Raw genomic sequence first — 15,065 nt, 5'->3', positions numbered from 1 at the left:
GTCGGTTCAGTACGGCTTCAGTGTTCGGTGACGGTCACTTCCAGGCTGTACCGGGACGCGCGGTAGATGTGGCTGCCGAACTCCACCGCCCGCCCGCTGTCGTCGAAGGCCGTGCGTTCCATGGTCAGCAGGGCCGCGCCGCGCCGTTCCTCCAGCAGGGCCGCCTGTTCGGCGTCGGCGGTGCAGGCGCCGATCCGCTGCCGGGCCACGCAGATGCGGATACCCGCTTTGCGCAGCACTTCATACAGGCCCCTGGTCTCCAGCACTTCCTCGGTCAGCGGCGGCACCGGCTCGGGCAGCCAGTTCCGCATCACCGCCAGCGGCTCGCCCTGGGACCGGCGCAGCCGCACCACCTTGGTCACCGGGGTCCCGGCGGCCAGGCCCAGAGCGGCCGCGGCTTCCGGCTCGGCCGGGACCCGCGCCAGCAGCAGCACGTCGGTGGCCGGGGCGCGGCCGCTGCGGGCCAGATCGTCGTGCAGGCTGGTGAGCTCCATCTCGCGCCGCACCGGCATCGGCAGGATCTGCGTGCCCACGCCGCGCCGCCGCACGATCATGCCGCGGTCCACGAGGTGGCCGATCGCCTGCCGCACGGTCGGCCGGGACAGGCCCAGCGACTCCGCGATCTGCACCTCGGAGTCCAGCTGGTCGCCCGGCGCCAGCTCGCCGGTCCGGATCGCCTCGGCGATCTGTTCGGCGACCTGGAAGTAGAGCGGGATCGGGGAGGAGCGGTCCACCTCGATCCGCGGTCGGATCCCCATAGGCGTCAGTATGCTGCGGTCACTTTGTCCGGACAACAGGTTGACCGGCGAACGCCGTCCTGCTATGCAGCAAACGGGAGGCGGTATGGCAGACATGGCAAACATCGACATCACGCCGGAATCGGCGGGCTGGCGGTACGCGGGATTGAAGACCTCGAAATTCGCCGGCTCGTACGAGTTCGGGACTACCGAGGAAGAAGCTTTGGTCCTGCCGTTGGCGGGATCGTGCACCGTCAGGTGCGGCGGCGAAGAATTCCTTCTGGACGGCCGCAAGGACGTCTTCGCCGGACCGAGCGACTTCGCCTACATCCCGCGCGGCAGCACGGTCCAGCTGACCGCGGTCGACGGCGAGTGCCACGTCGCGATCCCCACCGCGCGGGCCGAGCTGGATCTGCCGTTCCGGTACGGCGCGCGCGAAGCGGTCCCGGTCGAGCAGCGGGGAGCCGGATCGGCCGCGCGCACGGTGCGCAACTTCTGCGCTCCGGAGGCCTTCGAGACCGACCGGCTGCTGGCGGTGGAGGTGATCACTCCGGGCGGGAACTGGTCGTCCTGGCCGCCGCACAAGCATGACGAGGACGTGGAAGGCGGCGAGCGCGCCAAAGAGGAGATCTACTACTACGAAGGCGGGCCGGGATACCAACGGGTCTACTCCTCGGCAGCCGGCGAGATCGACGTTCTCCGGGAGGTCGAGGCCGGGGACGTGGTGCTGATCCCGTACGGCTACCACGGCCCGTCGATGGCCATGCCCGGCTACGACCTGTACTACCTGAACGTGCTGGCCGGCCGGGACCGCGGGCCGGACCGTTCGATGGCGTTCAGCGACGATCCGCGGCACGCCTGGATACGGCAGACCTGGAGCGCCTGAGGGAACGGCGCGTCCAGGTCTGCCGCGAGGCGGGGATCGCTCAGCCGGGGCTCAGATGATGCGGATCTCGTCGTTGGAGTGGTCGTGACCGCAGTTGTCGCCCTCGTAGTGGTAGTCCCGCTTGCCCAGCTGCACCACTCGGAAGGACTTCTGCTCCACGATGCGCTGCAGATGCCGGATCCCGCTGGCGCCGGCGGCGACCACGGCGAGGATCGCGGCCAGCACGGTGATGCCGATGACCGCGAAGCCGCCGACGACGTGCCCGAACACGATCATGAACAGTGCCACCAGGATCGAGATCGGCACCGCTACCAGGAGCAGTACCGCGATCGTGGTGAGCAGGATCAACGGCTTGGCGGACGGGGAGCGGTCACCGTCGTAGCGGATCGATTTACTGGCCATGGCTCTTCCCTCTCGGCTGCGGCCCCAAAGACGCGTTGTATCGCGTTTAAAGTGTATCAACGAGGAGGGCGCCTCCGCTTGTTCCTTTTCCCGGTGCCGGATCCGTCACACTGGGGAGGTGATCTCCGACGTCGTCGACTGGCTGTCCTGCCCGCATTGTGCCACCGCCTTGATCGTCGAGGCCGGTGCGGGGTCCCGGCTGGTGTGTGAGGAGGGGCACGCTTTCGACGTCGCGCGGCCCGGGTACGTCTCCCTGCTCGCCGGGGCCGGGGCGGGCGGCACCGCCGACACCGCTGCGATGGTCGCCGATCGCGCCGCGTTCCTCGGAGCCGGACACTATGCGGGGATCGCGGATCTGGTCGCCGGGTTGGCGTCGGAGGTCGGTGCCGGGGACGACTCCGAGGGCACCTGCGTCCTCGACCTCGGCGCGGGCACCGGTTACTACCTGGCGCGGGTCCTGGACGCCGTGGACCGCCCGGGCATCGCGCTGGACATCTCCAAGCACGCCGCCCGCCTCGCGGCCAAGGCCCATCCGCGGATCGGCGCCGTGGTCGCCGACGCCTGGGCCGGGCTGCCGGTCCGCGGCCGGAGTGCCTCGGTCGTGCTCAACGTCTTCGCGCCCCGCAATCCGCGCGAGATGCGGCGGGTGCTGCATCCGCGCGGCCGGGCGATCGTCGTGGTGCCCGAGCCGGATCATCTCAGGGAGCTGATCGCCGAGTACGCTCTGATGGCCGTCGACGACCGCAAGCCCGAGCGGTTGCGGGAGCAGTTCGCCGACCGGTTCCGGATCGAGTCCGAGCATCCGCACAGCGCGAGGCCGACCCTGTCCGCGGAGCAGGTTTCTCAAGTCGTCGGCATGGGTCCCAATGCCTGGCACGAGCGGGCAGAAGAGGTCCGATCGGGCGGTGCGGTGACGGTCGCGGTCCGTGCCTACGTTCTGTCCCCGACCTGAGCGTGCCAGTATTTCGGCATGCAGATCGCGATGACGAATGGCATCCAGGCCGGGACCGTCCACTATCCCGCGGCCGACGGCGCACAGATCGAGGCCTACCTGGCGGTGCCCCAGGACAGTGCCGACGGTCCGCGCGGCGGTGTCGTGCTGATCCACCACCTGCCCGGCTACGACGAGGCGACACGCGAGTTCGCGCGCACCTTCGCCGTGCACGGCTACAACGCGGTCGTCCCGAACCTCTACAGCCGCGAGGGCGGCCCGGGGATCGCGCCGGAGGACGCCGCGGCCGCGGTGCGCGCCGAGGGCGGCGTGCCGGACGAGCGGCTGATCGCCGACGTCGGCACGGCCGCGGCCTACCTGCGCGGGCTGGAGACGGCCAACGGCAAGGTGGGCGTCATCGGGCACTGCTCCGGCGGACGGCAGGCGCTGCTCGTCGCCTGCGCCGGGCTGGACTTGCAGGCGGCGGTCGACAACTACGGCGCGTTCGTGATGCTCGACAGTCCGGAAGGCAGCGGGATGCGGGCCACGTCCCTGGAGTCCCGGCTGCCGGAGCTCTCCTGCCCGCTGCTGGGCAACTTCGGCGCGGACGACAAGTTCCCGTCGCCGGAGCAGACCGCGCAGCTGGCCGCGGTCCTGGACAAGCTGGGGAAGCCGTACGACTTCAAGACGTATGAAGGCGCCGGGCACGCGTTCTTCAACGTGAACCGGACCTCCTACCGGCCGGAGGCCGCGATGGACGCCTGGGACCGGATCTTCGAGTTCTACGGGACGCACCTGTCCTGAGCCGGTACGCCCCGAAAGCGCCGACGGATCACCGTGATCACTGCGATCATCGTGATCGCCGTCGGCGCTTTCGCGTGCGGGCTCGGGGGCCTCAGGGGTGCAGAGTCGGCCGGTAGATGAGCTCCTGGGTGCGACCGTCGAGCGTGCGGCTGTCGATGAGTTCGAGGTCGAAATCCGCGGCTCCGGCGAAGACCGGCGCCGCCCCGGTCCGGCCGGTGAGCGCCGGGAAGACGGTCACCTGGATCCGGTCGACCAGGCCCGCGGCCAGCAGCGCCCGGTTCATCGCCAGGCTGCCGTGCGAGCGCAGCGGCACGGCGGACTCCTTCTTGAGCCGGGCGACCACGTCCACGGCGTCGCCGGCGGCGACGGTCCCGTCCGGCCAGTCCAGCGGTCCGGTCAGGGTGGAGGAGACCACCGTGGCCGGCAGGTTGATCATCTTGGTCACCCACGGGTCGTAGACCTCGTCGTCCTCGCCGGCTCCGGCCAGCATCTCCACGAAGTCCCGGTACGTCTGGGCCCCGAAGACCATGCGCTGGTCCTCGCTGTACAGGGCGAGCCGGTGCGCGAGCAGCTCCGGGCCCTGCTTGCCCCAGTAGCCGCCCCAGTCCCCGGTGCTGCCGCCGAAGCCGTCCAGGCTGCTGAAGACGTCGAAGGTGTAGGTGGCGGTCATGGTGTCCTCCTCGGTTCGTTGTGCTCTCACCTGCTCCACGAACGAGCCCGACGCGATCCGACAGACCGCACCCTCCGAGTTCTCTACGGCTCGGATCTTCTACGCCTCGAACAGCGCGCTGACCGATTCGCCGTTGTGGATCCGCCGCATCGCCTCGGCCAGCGCCGGGGCGATGGACAGCACCGTGAGCTTGCCGTTGTCGGAGTCCTCGGTCGGCGCGATCGGCACGGTGTTGGTGCACACGATCTCCTCGACCTCGGGCTGGTCGGAGAGCCGCTTGAGGGCGCCGGCCGCGAACAGGCCGTGCGTGCAGGCCACGCGCACTTTGCGGGCTCCCAGGTCGCGCAGCCGTTCCAGCAGCTCGATGATGGTGCTGCCCTTGGCGATCTCGTCGTCGAGCACGATCACGTCGCGGCCGGCCACGTCGCCGATCACCGAGCTGATCGCCACCTTGTCGCCGGCGAACCGCTGCTTGGCCCCGGCCGCGACCGGGACGCCGAGCAGGCGCGCGAAGGCCGCGGCCTCCTTGGCGTTGCCCAGGTCCGGGGAGACGACCGTGGTGTTGGACAGGTCCGAGCCGTGGAAGTGCTCGGCCAACTCCCGCAACGCGTGCAGGTGGTCGACCGGCACCGAGAAGAACCCGTGCACCTGCGGCGAGTGCAGCGTCATCGCCAGCACCCGGTCGGCTCCGGCGGCCACCATCAGGTCGGCGACCAGGCGGCCGCCTATCGAGATGCGCGGCGCGTCCTTCTTGTCGCTGCGGGCGTAGGCGTAGTGCGGCACCACGGCGGTGATCCTCGCCGCCGAGGCGCCGCGGGCCGCGTCGCACATGAGCAGGAGCTCGACCAGGTGCTCCTGGACCGGCGCGACCAGCGGCTGGACCAGGAACACGTCGCGCTCGCGGCAGTTGGCCTGGAGCTGGACCTCCAGGCAGTCGTTGGCGAAGCGGCTGACACGCACCGGACTCAGTGGGGTCTCCAGGTGCGCGCAGATCTCCGCGGCCAGGGTCGGATGGGCGCTTCCGCTGAATACTGCGATGTCGCGCATCCCTGCATGGTAGCGATCTCCCACCTGGTGGGATCAAGTACCTTGCGGGCGGCCCTCGGAGGTCCCACCGGCCTGCGGGCGGTTCTGGGCTTGCGATGCCGCCGGGTTCTCCATGCCGCCGGCGCCGGTTCCGGCGCCGGTTCCAGCCCCGGCCGTGGCGGCCTGCGGGAGCTGGCCTTCCGGCGTCATCGCGTCGACGACCTGCGGAAGGGCCGCCGCCATCGTGTGCGCGGCTTCCTCGTGGGTCATGCCCAGGGTGTTGGCCACCTGCGAGATCTGCTCGTGGCCCAGGGCCTGGGTGATCTGCTCGTCGCTGACCGGCTGGTTCGGCTGGTCCGAGCTGACCCAGGACTTCGCCTGCGAACCCGCGCCGGCGCCCTTGAGGTTGTCCATCAGCTTCGCCAGACCGCCGCCGGCGACCAGGCTGCCGATCATCGGCGCCAGCTTCTGGATCATGCCGCTGCTCAGCAGGTTGCCCAGGCCGCCGCCACCACCGCTGGGCGCCGCTCCCATCGCGTGCGCCGGCTGCTGGCTCTGGTCCTGGGCCTGCATCTGGGCCTGGTCGCCGGGCTGGCCCTCCTGCTGCTGCGGTTGCTGTTCCTGCTTGCCCATCAGCTGGTTCAGCAGCGAGTTGATGTCGAAACCGGCCATCGCACGTGCTCCTGACGTCCGGGCCGCGCCCCGCCCGACGGCCACACGCCGCCGCGCCCCACGACCCAGCCTCAGGCAGGTCGGCTGCGCTCGCCAGTCGGGCGGCGGGATCCGCGGCCGCGGATGCTTCGCCCCAGTGCCGCGCTCAGGCCTTGCGGGCCGCGCGCTCGGCGTCCTTGACCAGCTCGGCGGCCTTTTCCCCGATCACGATGGACGGTGCGTTCGTGTGACCCCGGATGATCGCCGGCATCACCGAGGCGTCGGCCACCCGCAGCCCCTCGATGCCGCGGACCCGCAGTTCCGGGTCCACCACCGAGCCCTGGTCGCTTCCCATCCGGCAGGTGCCGACCGGGTGGTAGAGGGTCTGCGCGTAGCGGCGGATCGAGGCTTCGGCCAGTTCTTCGCCGGACATGCCGGGGAGCAGCATGTAGCCGTCGCTGTAGGGGGCCAGTTCCGGGGCGGCGGCGATCTTCTCGCACAGCGCGATGCCGCGCGCCAGCGTCGCGTAGTCCGCGCCGTCGGGATCGCTGAGGTAGGCCGGGTCGATGTTCGGCGCGGAGGTCGGGTCCAGGGTGGAGAGCGTGATCGTGCCGTGTGAGCGCGGCTTCTGGACGACGGCGCTGATCGTGTAGCCGTGTTCCTTCGGGCGGGTGAGGCCTTCGTCCAGGAACGCCACCGGCGCGAACAGCACTTCCAGGTCCGGCTGCTCCAGACCGTCCCGGCTGGCGGTGAACAGGTACGCCTCGGCGACGTTCGACGACAGCGGGCCCTGACGCCGGGTCAGGTAGCGCGCGAAGCCGGCCGGGGTGCGGCCGCTGATCAGCGACTTGGCGTCCTTGGTCTTCACCACGACCCCGGAGGCCAGGTGGTCGCGCAGGTTGCGGCCGACCTCGGGAAGGTCGGCCACGATCTTCACGCCGCGCTGCCTCAGATGCTCGCCCGGCCCGATGCCGGAGAGCATCAGCAGCTGCGGGGTGTTGATCGTGCCGCCGCACAGGATCACCTCGCGCCGGGCCGCGACGGAGCCGACGCGGCGGCCGTCCAGATAGCGCACGCCGGTCGCGCGGCGGTCGTGGAACAGCACCCGGGTGGCCAGCGCGCCGGTGTGGACGACCAGGTTGGGGCGGCTGCGCGCGGGCTTGAGGTAGGCGTCGGCGGCGGACCAGCGGCGGCCTTCGTGCTGGGTCACCGCGGTCTGGGTGCCGGGTATGCCCAGGGACGTGCACGCTTGCAGGAAGCGGGCGGTCAGCGGGTGCGGGGAGCGCAGGTCCTCGACGAGCACCGGGCCGGTCGCGCCGTGCTCGGTGCCGTCCGGCGCGGCGGTGAAGGCCTCGACGCGGCGCAGCGCGGCCGCGATCGCGTCCGGCCCCCACTGCGGCCCGGCGGCCTGGGCCCACTCGGCGTAGTCGGCCGCGAACCCGGTCACCCACATCATCGCGTTGATCGACGAGGACCCGCCGAGCATCCGGCCGCGCGGCCAGTAGATCCGCCGGCCCCCGAGCTTGGGCTGGTTGACGGTGCGATAGGCCCAGTCCAGCTTGCTCTCGAAGAGCTCGGAGAACGCGGCCGGTATGTGGATCAGCGGATTGCGATCCACCGGCCCGGCCTCCAGCAGCGCCACCCGGCATCCCGGGTCCTCGCTCAGCCGCGCCGCGACCGCGGACCCGGCGGAGCCGGCCCCGACGACGACGTAGTCGTAAACACTCCCGGTATCGGTCCGTGCGTCGTCGGTGGCCATGTCTACGAAGTTAGACCCGCGCTGTGTCAATGAGTAGTCCCGGCGGCAGCATCGCCTCCGGCACGCTCTCCAGCGCCGTTAGGATGGCCTGCGCCAGGTCGTACGCGGCCTGCGCGCTCAACTCCACCGCGATCCGCGCCGACGGGCCGCGCTCGGGGTTGCGCAGGTCGATGTTGAGCGTGTGCTCATCGGTGGCGTGCACCGGATGGTCGTAGTACACGCTGGCCTCGGTGACCCGGATCCACGCGCTGGTGCCCTTGGCACTGCCGGCCACGGCGAGCTTGAAGGTCTGGTAGGTGCACATGGATCCGGATCCTCGCAATCGGTGGGACGAACGCCGGTCTGGGGACCGATTATCCAACAGCGCGGCACCGCGCCCTACAAATACAACCCTGTCCCGGTGTCGTTCCCGGCCGAGGCCACCGGCTCGTTCCCGTCCCGAGCCGCGATCAGCTCCGCCAGCGTCGCGCCGCCGATCGGCCCGCCGGGGCCGCCGCGGCCCTGACGCGCGGCGGCCAGCCGGGCCGGGTCGGCGCCTTCGCGTTCCATCCAGGCCATGGCCTCGGCGCGCGGCAGCGGCCCGACCTCGATCTGCGCCAGGCAGCGGCCCGGCCTTATGACCGCCGGGTGCAGGCTGGCCAGGTTCTCGTTGGTGGTGATCGCGACCAGGACGTCGCGGCCCTGGCCGAGCAGGCCGTCGGTGAGGTTGAGCAGGCGCGACAGGGCCTGGCCGCTGGTGGCCTTGGCCTCGCCGCGGATCAGCTCGTCGCAGTCCTCCAGCAGCAGCAGGCGCCAGCGGCGGCGGTTCTCCTCCTCCTCGCCGTGGCCGTGATACTCCACGCCCATCGCGACTTCCATGAGGTAGCCGGGGGAGGAGAACAGGGCGTCGGGGTCCAGGACGTAGTCCACCTGGCACCACTCACGCCATTCGCGGGCCAGGGTGCGCAGGGCCGTGGTCTTGCCGGTGCCGGGCGCGCCGTGCAGGAGGATCATGCGGCCGGCGGCTTCGCTGCGGCGGACCGCCATCAGCTTGTCCATGGCCGCCGAGGCGGTGGCCGAGTAGTTCTTGCGGACGGCTTCCCACGGTTCGGCCGTGATGGTGCGGACGGTGCGGTACGGGCCGCGCTGGGGAGCGGCGTACCAGAAGCCGACCGAGACCTTCTCCTCTTCGGGCTCCTCCTCGGCCGCGACGCCGTCGGTGGCCTGCTCCAGGATCTTGGTCGCCAGCTCCGGGGTCTCGGCGACCACCGTGACCTCGCCGCCGCCGCTGGACCAGCGGACCGAGCGGGCGGTCCAGCCGGGGCCGGCGGTCAGGCACGACTCGCGCTTGTCCTCCACCACCGAGCGCAGCACCTCGCCCTCGGCCGGGACCAGCGTCGCGTCCTCGCGCAGCGCGTCCAGCCGGGCGTGCCGGGCGTGCGGCTGGACGCCGGTGGTGAACGGGGTCAGCAGCAGCGCGTCCACCACGTCGTAAGGGGTGTCGGAGTCGTCGATCGTGACCCGGAACGGCAGCCGCTGCCCGGGATCGCTGGCCGCCGGGGCGGCGGGGGCCGCGGCCTCGGCCGGTTCGCCCAGCTCTCCGGGGTCCGGCGCCGGGTGGATGGCAGGCCCCTGAGGGCGCTGGCGGGGCAGCGTCATGTCCTCGATGATCCCGCCCCGGGACGTCCGGCCACAACACGTTTGTCGAGGTTCATGCATACTCGGCCCGCCGCAAGGGTTGTTTTACCCGCACTTTGCCGAGGCCGGGGACCGGCCCCGCGACGGCGAAGATACGATGACCGGTCATGAGCTCGTCCGACCAGAACCCGCCCTGGGGGACGCCCCAGTCACCGTCCGGCATGCCGGACGGCGGCTCGCTGCCGCCGTTCGGGTCAGCGCCGCAGTCCGCGCCGCCGCCGATGGCGTCCCCTTACGGCATGCCGCTGAACGGCGGTCCGCAGGGACCTGGCGGCTTCGGGCCGGGCGGCTACGGCCCCGGCGGGCCCGGTGACGGCAACCCAAACCCGAACCGGCGTCGCAAGACCCTGATCGCCTCCGCCCTGGCGGTGGTGGCCGTGGTCGGTATCGGCGGTGCGGTGGCCTTCGCCAGCAGCGATTCCTCGAAGAAGCACGACTCGACCGCCCTGGCCGGCGCCGGTGCCACCGAGACCGGCGGCAGCGGCATCGGCGGCGGCAAGCCGGACGGCGACAGCATCGCGGCCGACCCGTCGAGCAACGGCGCACAGGGGGCGAACGTCCCGGAGAATCCGACCGCGACCTCCAGCGTCACCAACGGCGGCCAGCCCGGCCAGACCGGCCAGGGTGCGAGCACCGGCGGGGGCGGCACCACCAGCACGACCTCGGTGCCGGGCAAGCCGGTGGCGTCGAACCCCGGCAAGGCGACGACCTCCGCCCCCGCCGCCCCGGCCCCCAGCGCACCGAAGCCGAGCGCTCCGGTGACCACCGTGGCGGTGCCGAAGCCGAGCAACCCGGCCCGGCCCTCCAGCGACTGCACGTACCTGGACCTCCCGGCCACGCAGATGCCGCAGATCAAGGAAGGCTCCGGCAACGTCAACGCGGTCAAGGAACTCCAGTGCCTGCTGAAGAAGGCGGAGCTGGGCATCCCGAGTCTGGCGATCGACGGCCAGTGGGGCCCGGACACGCAGACGGCGATGACGGACTTCCAAGGCTGTAACAACTCCCAGAACGTGCACTCGCCCGGCGGCAATCCGCCCTACCCGAAGCTGGCTGTGGACGGCGTCGCCGGCCCGCAGACCTGGGCCGACCTGTACTTCTGGGACAACCAGTCCTACAACGGGACCTATTACTACTGCAACGGCACCCGCTGAACCCTCAGCGCGTTCGCCCGGTGCGCCGAACTCTCAGCGGCGCGGGTGACGCCGCCCGCGCCGCGATGGTAGGCATGGTCCGGTGACCGTGCCTCTGCTGATCTTCGCCGGGTTCATAGTGGTCTTGCTGGCCGCCGGGATCGCCGCCAATGCCCGGCGCAAGAAGGCGCTCGCCGCGATGGCGGCGGTCAAGGGGTGGCAGCTGGCCAAGAAGGACCGCCGGCTGCCGACGACCTTCGGCGGCCAGCCGTTCACCGCGGGCCACGGCCGCCTCGCGCGCCTGGTGATGCGCGGCACGCACCACGGCCGCGCCATCCTCGTGATCGACTACGAGTTCCGGACCCGGGGCAGCGAGAGCGACGACGTCCACCACTACTGGGTCGCCTGCGTCGACGACCTCCCGGTCCCGTTGCCGCCGGTGGAAGTCGTGCCGCGCGGCTACAAGGACCGGCGCGTCGGCCCCGGCATCCTGGCCGGCGCCCTGGAGTTCGTCCGCGGCGATCCCGCCTTCGACCACCGTTACCGGGTCAGCGCCGCGGACCACCGGCTGGCCGCCGACGTCCTGGACCCGAAGGTGTTGCGGCTGATCGCCTCCTGGCCGGACTTCGCCTGGCGGATCGAGGGAAACAGGCTTCTGACCTGGGGCAAGGGGACGGTCAAGCCGGAGTGGGTGGATACCGGTCTCAACATGCTGGTGGCGCTCGCCGAGGCGGTCCCGGACGGGGTGTGGCGCACGGCGCGCGGCTGATCCGACCGGCCACCGCGCCGTTCGACCCATCTGTCATGGGATGATCAGGTGTCATGACGGCGCAACACCTCTTGTTCTTACTCGGCGTCCCGTTCTTCTCCGTCGTGGTGTCCGCGCTCGCCCGGCGGTTCGAGCTCAACGGGCCGCTCGTCCTGGTGGCCGTCGGGCTGCTGGTGTCGATCGCGCCGTTCATCCCGGACTACGACCTCGAGCCCGAGTTCGTGCTGATGATCCTGCTGCCGCCGCTGCTCTACCAGGCGGCCGTGGAGACCTCGGTGCCCTCGCTGCGCGAGAACTGGTCGGCGGTCCTGATCCTGTCGGTGGGGATGGTGCTGGTCACCACGCTGCTCACCGGATTCGCGATGCACCTGCTGATCCCCGGGCTGCCGCTGTCGGTGGCGTTCGTGCTGGGCGCGGTGCTCGGGCCACCGGACACGGTCGCGGCGATCTCCATCGCCAAACGCCTGGGATTACCGCGCCGGACCGTCGACGTGCTGGTCGGCGAGGGCCTGTTCAACGACGCCACCGCGCTGACCGCGTTCCGGATCGCGCTGGCCGCGGCGGTGGGGGAGACGGTCACGGTCTTCGACGCGGTCGGCCGGTTCGTGCTCTCGGCGGCCGGCGGCATCGCGATCGGCGCGGTGGTGGCCGTGCTCTGGGATCCGATCCGGTTCCGGATGCGCGATCCGCGGGCCGAGAGCGGCATCTCGCTGATACTGCCGTTCGTCGTCTACATCACGGCCGAAGCGGTGCACGTGTCCGGCGTCATGGGCGTCGTCATCCTCGGGCTCTACCTCGGCCACCGCCGCGTCCGTGCCGGTTACGCCACCCGCATGCTGGACACCGCGCTGTGGGACGTGATCGTGGAGATCCTGGAGGCCACGGTGTTCGCGCTGATCGGCCTGCAGCTGATCCCGATCCTGCGGGACGTGGACCACTGGAGCGCCGCGGAGTTGATCGGCTACGGCTCGGCGGCCTTCGCGATCGTGGTGGTGGCGCGCTTCGGCGGCGTGTACACCTTCGGGTACATCGGCCGCTTCCTGATGCGCCACCTGCGGCGCAACTCGGCGCTCGCGCCGCCGCCGGCCCAGACCCAGGCCCCGAAGATCCTGTTCGTCGTGGGCTGGGCCGGCATGCGCGGCGTGGTCTCGCTGGCCGCCGCGGCCGCGATCCCGCTGACCGACAACCACGGCGGGCCGCTCCCGGATCGCGAACTGGTCCAGTTCCTCACCCTGTTCGTGGTCCTGGCCACGCTCATCGTCCAGGGCCTCACGCTGCCGCCGCTGATCCGCCGGCTCGGCGTCGAGGCCAAGGACGAGGAGAAGGAGGACGCGTTCTCCTATTGCAGCGCGATGGGAACGGCCGCCACTGCCGGGATGGCGCGCCTGGAGGAGTTGGAGGCCACGCTGCCGGACCCGGCCGTGGACCGCATGCGGGACCAGGCGAGGTGGCGCGGCGACCGGGCCAAGAGGTTCGCGATGCAGGTGGCGTCCGGGGCCCCGAGCGCCAGCGCGGCGGCGGTCGAGGAGGCGCGGCGCTCGATGCTGGACGCCGAGCGCGCGGCGATCGAGCACCTGCGGGACATGCGGGAGATCAACGACGACGTCTACCGCCGGGTGCTGCACCAGCTGGACCTCGAAGAGGCTTATATGGAGCGGCGGTAGTAGCGCAGCCGGGCGCGGGGTCCGCTCGGCGCGAACGACAAGGGCCGGGCGTCCGCTTCGCCCAGCCCCTGTCAGTTTCTCAGCGCCTCAGCGCCTCAGTTCCTCAGCGCCTCTGTACCTCTGTGCTTCAAAGCTTCAAAGCTTCAGTGCTTCAGTGCTTCAGTGCTTCAGTGCCCGAGCATCATCGAGACCAGCTTGACCGCCACCAGCACCGTCGCCACCGCGAGGTAGCCGCGCAGCACGGTCAGCCCGACCCGGGTGCCGACCGAGAACCTGACCTGGCCGAGCTGGTCCAGCGGCGGGGTCCGCCAGTCGGCGCGGCCCGAGCGGTCGAGGTGTTCGGCCACGAAGTCCGGAGCCCGGCGCGTCCGCAGAGCCCTGATCCCCAGCCAGCCGCCGAAGGCCAGCGCGACGACCATGCAGCCGCCGAGGATCGCCTCGATCTGCCCGGCGGTGATGTTCTGGTCCAGCACCGAACCGGTCAGCACCAGCGACAGCGCCACCAGCACCGCGATCACCGAGCCGGTGAACACCGTGGTCTTGCGGTTGTTCACCCAGGGCCCGAGGACGTCCTTGTCCACGCACAGCAGCAGCAGGTACACCGACGCCGAGGGCAGCAGCACCCCGGCCAGCGCCTGCACGCCCACGGTCAGCACGCCCTGCACGTGGTCGCTGGCCACCAGCACGATCGTCGCGGCGAAGGCGATGATCCCGGCGTAGACCGCGTAGAAGCCCTTGGCCTGCTTCACACCCCGGTGCAGCGAGTGGTTGATCTTCAGGCAGTCGCCCATCGCGTAGGCGGTGGACAGCGAGACCGCGAACGCGCCGATGATCGAGGCGTCCAGCAGCGCCACGGCGAACATGTCGCCCAGGACCCGGCCGCCGTAGACGGTCAGGCCGCGGGCCACGTCGTCGGCGTCGGTGAACGGTCCGGCCAGGTGGGCGGCGGCCACCGCGCCCAGGCCGATGGTCGCCGCCGCGCCGACCACCACCACGACGATGCCCAGGCCCAGGTCGGCCTTCTCGTACTTCATGAAGCGCGGGGTGATGCGCTTGTCGATGACGTAGCTCTGCTGGAAGAACAGCTGCCACGGCGCGACCGTGGTCCCGACGATGCCGATCACCACCAGCATCACCGTGGCCATCTGGCCCGAGCCGCCGGGCAGCACCGGGGTGACGAAGCCGTGGGTCATGCTGCCGGCGCTGGGGTGCGCCATGATCGAGATCGGGATCAGCAGCAGCGAGCCCACGCACAGGGTCAGCGCGATCCGCTCGAACCGCTGGAACGAACCGCTCATCGCGGCCGCCACGATGACCAGCGCGGCCATCATCACCGAGGGCACCTTCGGCAGCCCCAGGTAGCTGGTCGCCAGCGTGATCCCGATGAACTCGGTGACCAGTGTCAGGGCATTGAGGATGAACAGGTCGATGACGGAGAACGCGCCCCAGAACCTGCCGAAGCGCTCGAAGATCAGCCGGGCGTGCCCGACCCCGGTGACCGCGCCGAGCCGCAGCACCATCTCCTGGTTCACATACAGCACCGGGACCAGCAGCAGGAGCGTCCACAGCAGCTTGGTGCCGTAGTCGTGGCCGGCCTGGCCATAGGTGGCGAAGGCGCCGGCGTCGTTGTCGCCGACCATCACGATCAGCCCGGGGCCGACGATCGCCAGCAGCGTCTTCAGCTTCGCCGACAGGCCGGCCCGCTCGTCGTGGTCGCCGAGCTTGATGGTGCCGAAAGCGCCTTTGATGTCACCGACGTGCGCCTGGTCGAGCACCGCGGACGGACTCGCGCCGTGCTGCGTGTCGCGGACTTCGCCGTTCAGCGTGGCCGTGGTCATGGGAACACCCCCTGCTGCCGAGTAGGAGCGGCTGGTCGGGTGGCACGCGTGAACCCCGCCGGCCGCGGTGGGACCCGGGCGGGGTCCCGGTGTGGCCGGGTGGTGGCAGAGCTCTGATGCG

15 protein-coding genes are annotated in these 15,065 nt (G+C 71.0%); 6 read left to right on the top strand and 9 right to left on the bottom strand.

Translation table 11 applies throughout. The features are described 5' to 3' along the window. Positions 1-17: 17 nt before the first annotated feature. Positions 18-758, bottom strand: coding sequence for a GntR family transcriptional regulator (locus tag KGQ19_RS20945; protein ID WP_230419061.1), 741 nt, complete (start codon positions 756-758; stop codon positions 18-20). Between the two features lie 94 nt (positions 759-852). Between KGQ19_RS20945 and iolB the strand changes: the two genes are divergently transcribed. Further along, positions 853-1,623, top strand: a complete 771-nt coding sequence (gene iolB, locus KGQ19_RS20940) for a 5-deoxy-glucuronate isomerase (protein ID WP_212010907.1) — start codon at positions 853-855, stop codon at positions 1,621-1,623. Positions 1,624-1,674: 51 nt separating this feature from the next. Here iolB and KGQ19_RS20935 read toward each other — a convergent pair whose 3' ends face one another. Then, positions 1,675-2,025, bottom strand: a complete 351-nt coding sequence (locus KGQ19_RS20935; RefSeq protein ID WP_212010895.1) for a hypothetical protein — start codon at positions 2,023-2,025, stop codon at positions 1,675-1,677. A gap of 118 nt (positions 2,026-2,143) precedes the next feature. Here KGQ19_RS20935 and KGQ19_RS20930 point away from each other — a divergent pair, with 118 nt between their 5' ends. Together KGQ19_RS20930 and KGQ19_RS20925 are read left to right on the top strand one after the other, a co-directional pair. Then, the gene (locus KGQ19_RS20930) at positions 2,144-2,977 is read left to right on the top strand and encodes a putative RNA methyltransferase (RefSeq protein WP_212010894.1); all 834 of its coding nucleotides are present in this window, start codon (positions 2,144-2,146) and stop codon (positions 2,975-2,977) included. A gap of 30 nt (positions 2,978-3,007) precedes the next feature. After that, on the top strand, positions 3,008-3,760 hold the full coding sequence (locus KGQ19_RS20925) for a dienelactone hydrolase family protein (RefSeq protein WP_368862129.1): 753 nt from the start codon (positions 3,008-3,010) through the stop codon (positions 3,758-3,760). A gap of 91 nt (positions 3,761-3,851) precedes the next feature. Here KGQ19_RS20925 and KGQ19_RS20920 read toward each other — a convergent pair whose 3' ends face one another. From KGQ19_RS20920 to KGQ19_RS20895, 6 genes are all read right to left on the bottom strand, one after another. Beyond that, a complete protein-coding gene (locus tag KGQ19_RS20920) occupies positions 3,852-4,430 on the bottom strand; it encodes a dihydrofolate reductase family protein (protein WP_212010892.1) in 579 nt (192 codons plus the stop codon). Between the two features lie 99 nt (positions 4,431-4,529). Further along, on the bottom strand, positions 4,530-5,477 hold the full coding sequence (locus KGQ19_RS20915; RefSeq protein WP_212010891.1) for a ribose-phosphate diphosphokinase: 948 nt from the start codon (positions 5,475-5,477) through the stop codon (positions 4,530-4,532). A 33-nt stretch (positions 5,478-5,510) separates the two neighbouring features. Continuing rightward, positions 5,511-6,128, bottom strand: coding sequence for a YidB family protein (locus KGQ19_RS20910; protein WP_212010890.1), 618 nt, complete (start codon positions 6,126-6,128; stop codon positions 5,511-5,513). A 145-nt stretch (positions 6,129-6,273) separates the two neighbouring features. Then, the gene (locus KGQ19_RS20905; protein ID WP_212010889.1) at positions 6,274-7,866 is read right to left on the bottom strand and encodes a GMC family oxidoreductase; all 1,593 of its coding nucleotides are present in this window, start codon (positions 7,864-7,866) and stop codon (positions 6,274-6,276) included. Positions 7,867-7,876: 10 nt separating this feature from the next. Continuing rightward, positions 7,877-8,170, bottom strand: coding sequence for a DUF6295 family protein (locus tag KGQ19_RS20900; RefSeq protein ID WP_212010888.1), 294 nt, complete (start codon positions 8,168-8,170; stop codon positions 7,877-7,879). A gap of 74 nt (positions 8,171-8,244) precedes the next feature. Further along, positions 8,245-9,504: a DUF5925 domain-containing protein gene (locus tag KGQ19_RS20895; protein ID WP_212010887.1), complete on the bottom strand. Its 1,260-nt coding sequence runs from the start codon at positions 9,502-9,504 to the stop codon at positions 8,245-8,247. A 146-nt stretch (positions 9,505-9,650) separates the two neighbouring features. Here KGQ19_RS20895 and KGQ19_RS20890 point away from each other — a divergent pair, with 146 nt between their 5' ends. The 3 genes from KGQ19_RS20890 to KGQ19_RS20880 all read left to right on the top strand — a co-directional run bounded on the left by KGQ19_RS20890 (position 9,651) and on the right by KGQ19_RS20880 (position 13,106). Then, the gene (locus KGQ19_RS20890; protein ID WP_212010909.1) at positions 9,651-10,694 is read left to right on the top strand and encodes a peptidoglycan-binding domain-containing protein; all 1,044 of its coding nucleotides are present in this window, start codon (positions 9,651-9,653) and stop codon (positions 10,692-10,694) included. 82 nt (positions 10,695-10,776) lie between these two features. Beyond that, positions 10,777-11,442: a hypothetical protein gene (locus KGQ19_RS20885; protein ID WP_212010886.1), complete on the top strand. Its 666-nt coding sequence runs from the start codon at positions 10,777-10,779 to the stop codon at positions 11,440-11,442. Positions 11,443-11,495: 53 nt separating this feature from the next. Then, the gene (locus KGQ19_RS20880) at positions 11,496-13,106 is read left to right on the top strand and encodes a Na+/H+ antiporter (RefSeq protein ID WP_212010885.1); all 1,611 of its coding nucleotides are present in this window, start codon (positions 11,496-11,498) and stop codon (positions 13,104-13,106) included. Between the two features lie 167 nt (positions 13,107-13,273). Here the strand turns inward: KGQ19_RS20880 and KGQ19_RS20875 are convergent, their stop codons facing one another. Continuing rightward, positions 13,274-14,944, bottom strand: coding sequence for an NRAMP family divalent metal transporter (locus KGQ19_RS20875; protein WP_212010884.1), 1,671 nt, complete (start codon positions 14,942-14,944; stop codon positions 13,274-13,276). Positions 14,945-15,065: the final 121 nt, after the last annotated feature.

This window comes from Catenulispora pinistramenti (assembly GCF_018274385.1).
GTDB lineage: Bacteria > Actinomycetota > Actinomycetes > Streptomycetales > Catenulisporaceae > Catenulispora > Catenulispora pinistramenti.
Note: the sequence above shows the minus strand (reverse complement) of the source record. Positions and strands in the feature narration are given on the sequence as shown.

Bases quoted from the DNA above. Each gene is read 5' to 3' on its own strand.
- KGQ19_RS20880 (WP_212010885.1), top strand. From the start codon at position 11,496: ATGACGGCGCAACACCTCTTGTTCTTACTCGGCGTCCCGTTCTTCTCC.
- KGQ19_RS20900 (WP_212010888.1), bottom strand. From the start codon at position 8,170: ATGTGCACCTACCAGACCTTCAAGCTCGCCGTGGCCGGCAGTGCCAAG.
- KGQ19_RS20905 (WP_212010889.1), bottom strand. From the start codon at position 7,866: ATGGCCACCGACGACGCACGGACCGATACCGGGAGTGTTTACGACTAC.
- KGQ19_RS20895 (WP_212010887.1), bottom strand. From the start codon at position 9,504: ATGACGCTGCCCCGCCAGCGCCCTCAGGGGCCTGCCATCCACCCGGCG.
- KGQ19_RS20925 (WP_368862129.1), top strand. From the start codon at position 3,008: ATGACGAATGGCATCCAGGCCGGGACCGTCCACTATCCCGCGGCCGAC.
- iolB (WP_212010907.1), top strand. From the start codon at position 853: ATGGCAAACATCGACATCACGCCGGAATCGGCGGGCTGGCGGTACGCG.
- KGQ19_RS20935 (WP_212010895.1), bottom strand. From the start codon at position 2,025: ATGGCCAGTAAATCGATCCGCTACGACGGTGACCGCTCCCCGTCCGCC.
- KGQ19_RS20920 (WP_212010892.1), bottom strand. From the start codon at position 4,430: ATGACCGCCACCTACACCTTCGACGTCTTCAGCAGCCTGGACGGCTTC.
- KGQ19_RS20910 (WP_212010890.1), bottom strand. From the start codon at position 6,128: ATGGCCGGTTTCGACATCAACTCGCTGCTGAACCAGCTGATGGGCAAG.
- KGQ19_RS20875 (WP_212010884.1), bottom strand. From the start codon at position 14,944: ATGACCACGGCCACGCTGAACGGCGAAGTCCGCGACACGCAGCACGGC.
- KGQ19_RS20945 (WP_230419061.1), bottom strand. From the start codon at position 758: ATGGGGATCCGACCGCGGATCGAGGTGGACCGCTCCTCCCCGATCCCG.
- KGQ19_RS20915 (WP_212010891.1), bottom strand. From the start codon at position 5,477: ATGCGCGACATCGCAGTATTCAGCGGAAGCGCCCATCCGACCCTGGCC.
- KGQ19_RS20890 (WP_212010909.1), top strand. From the start codon at position 9,651: ATGAGCTCGTCCGACCAGAACCCGCCCTGGGGGACGCCCCAGTCACCG.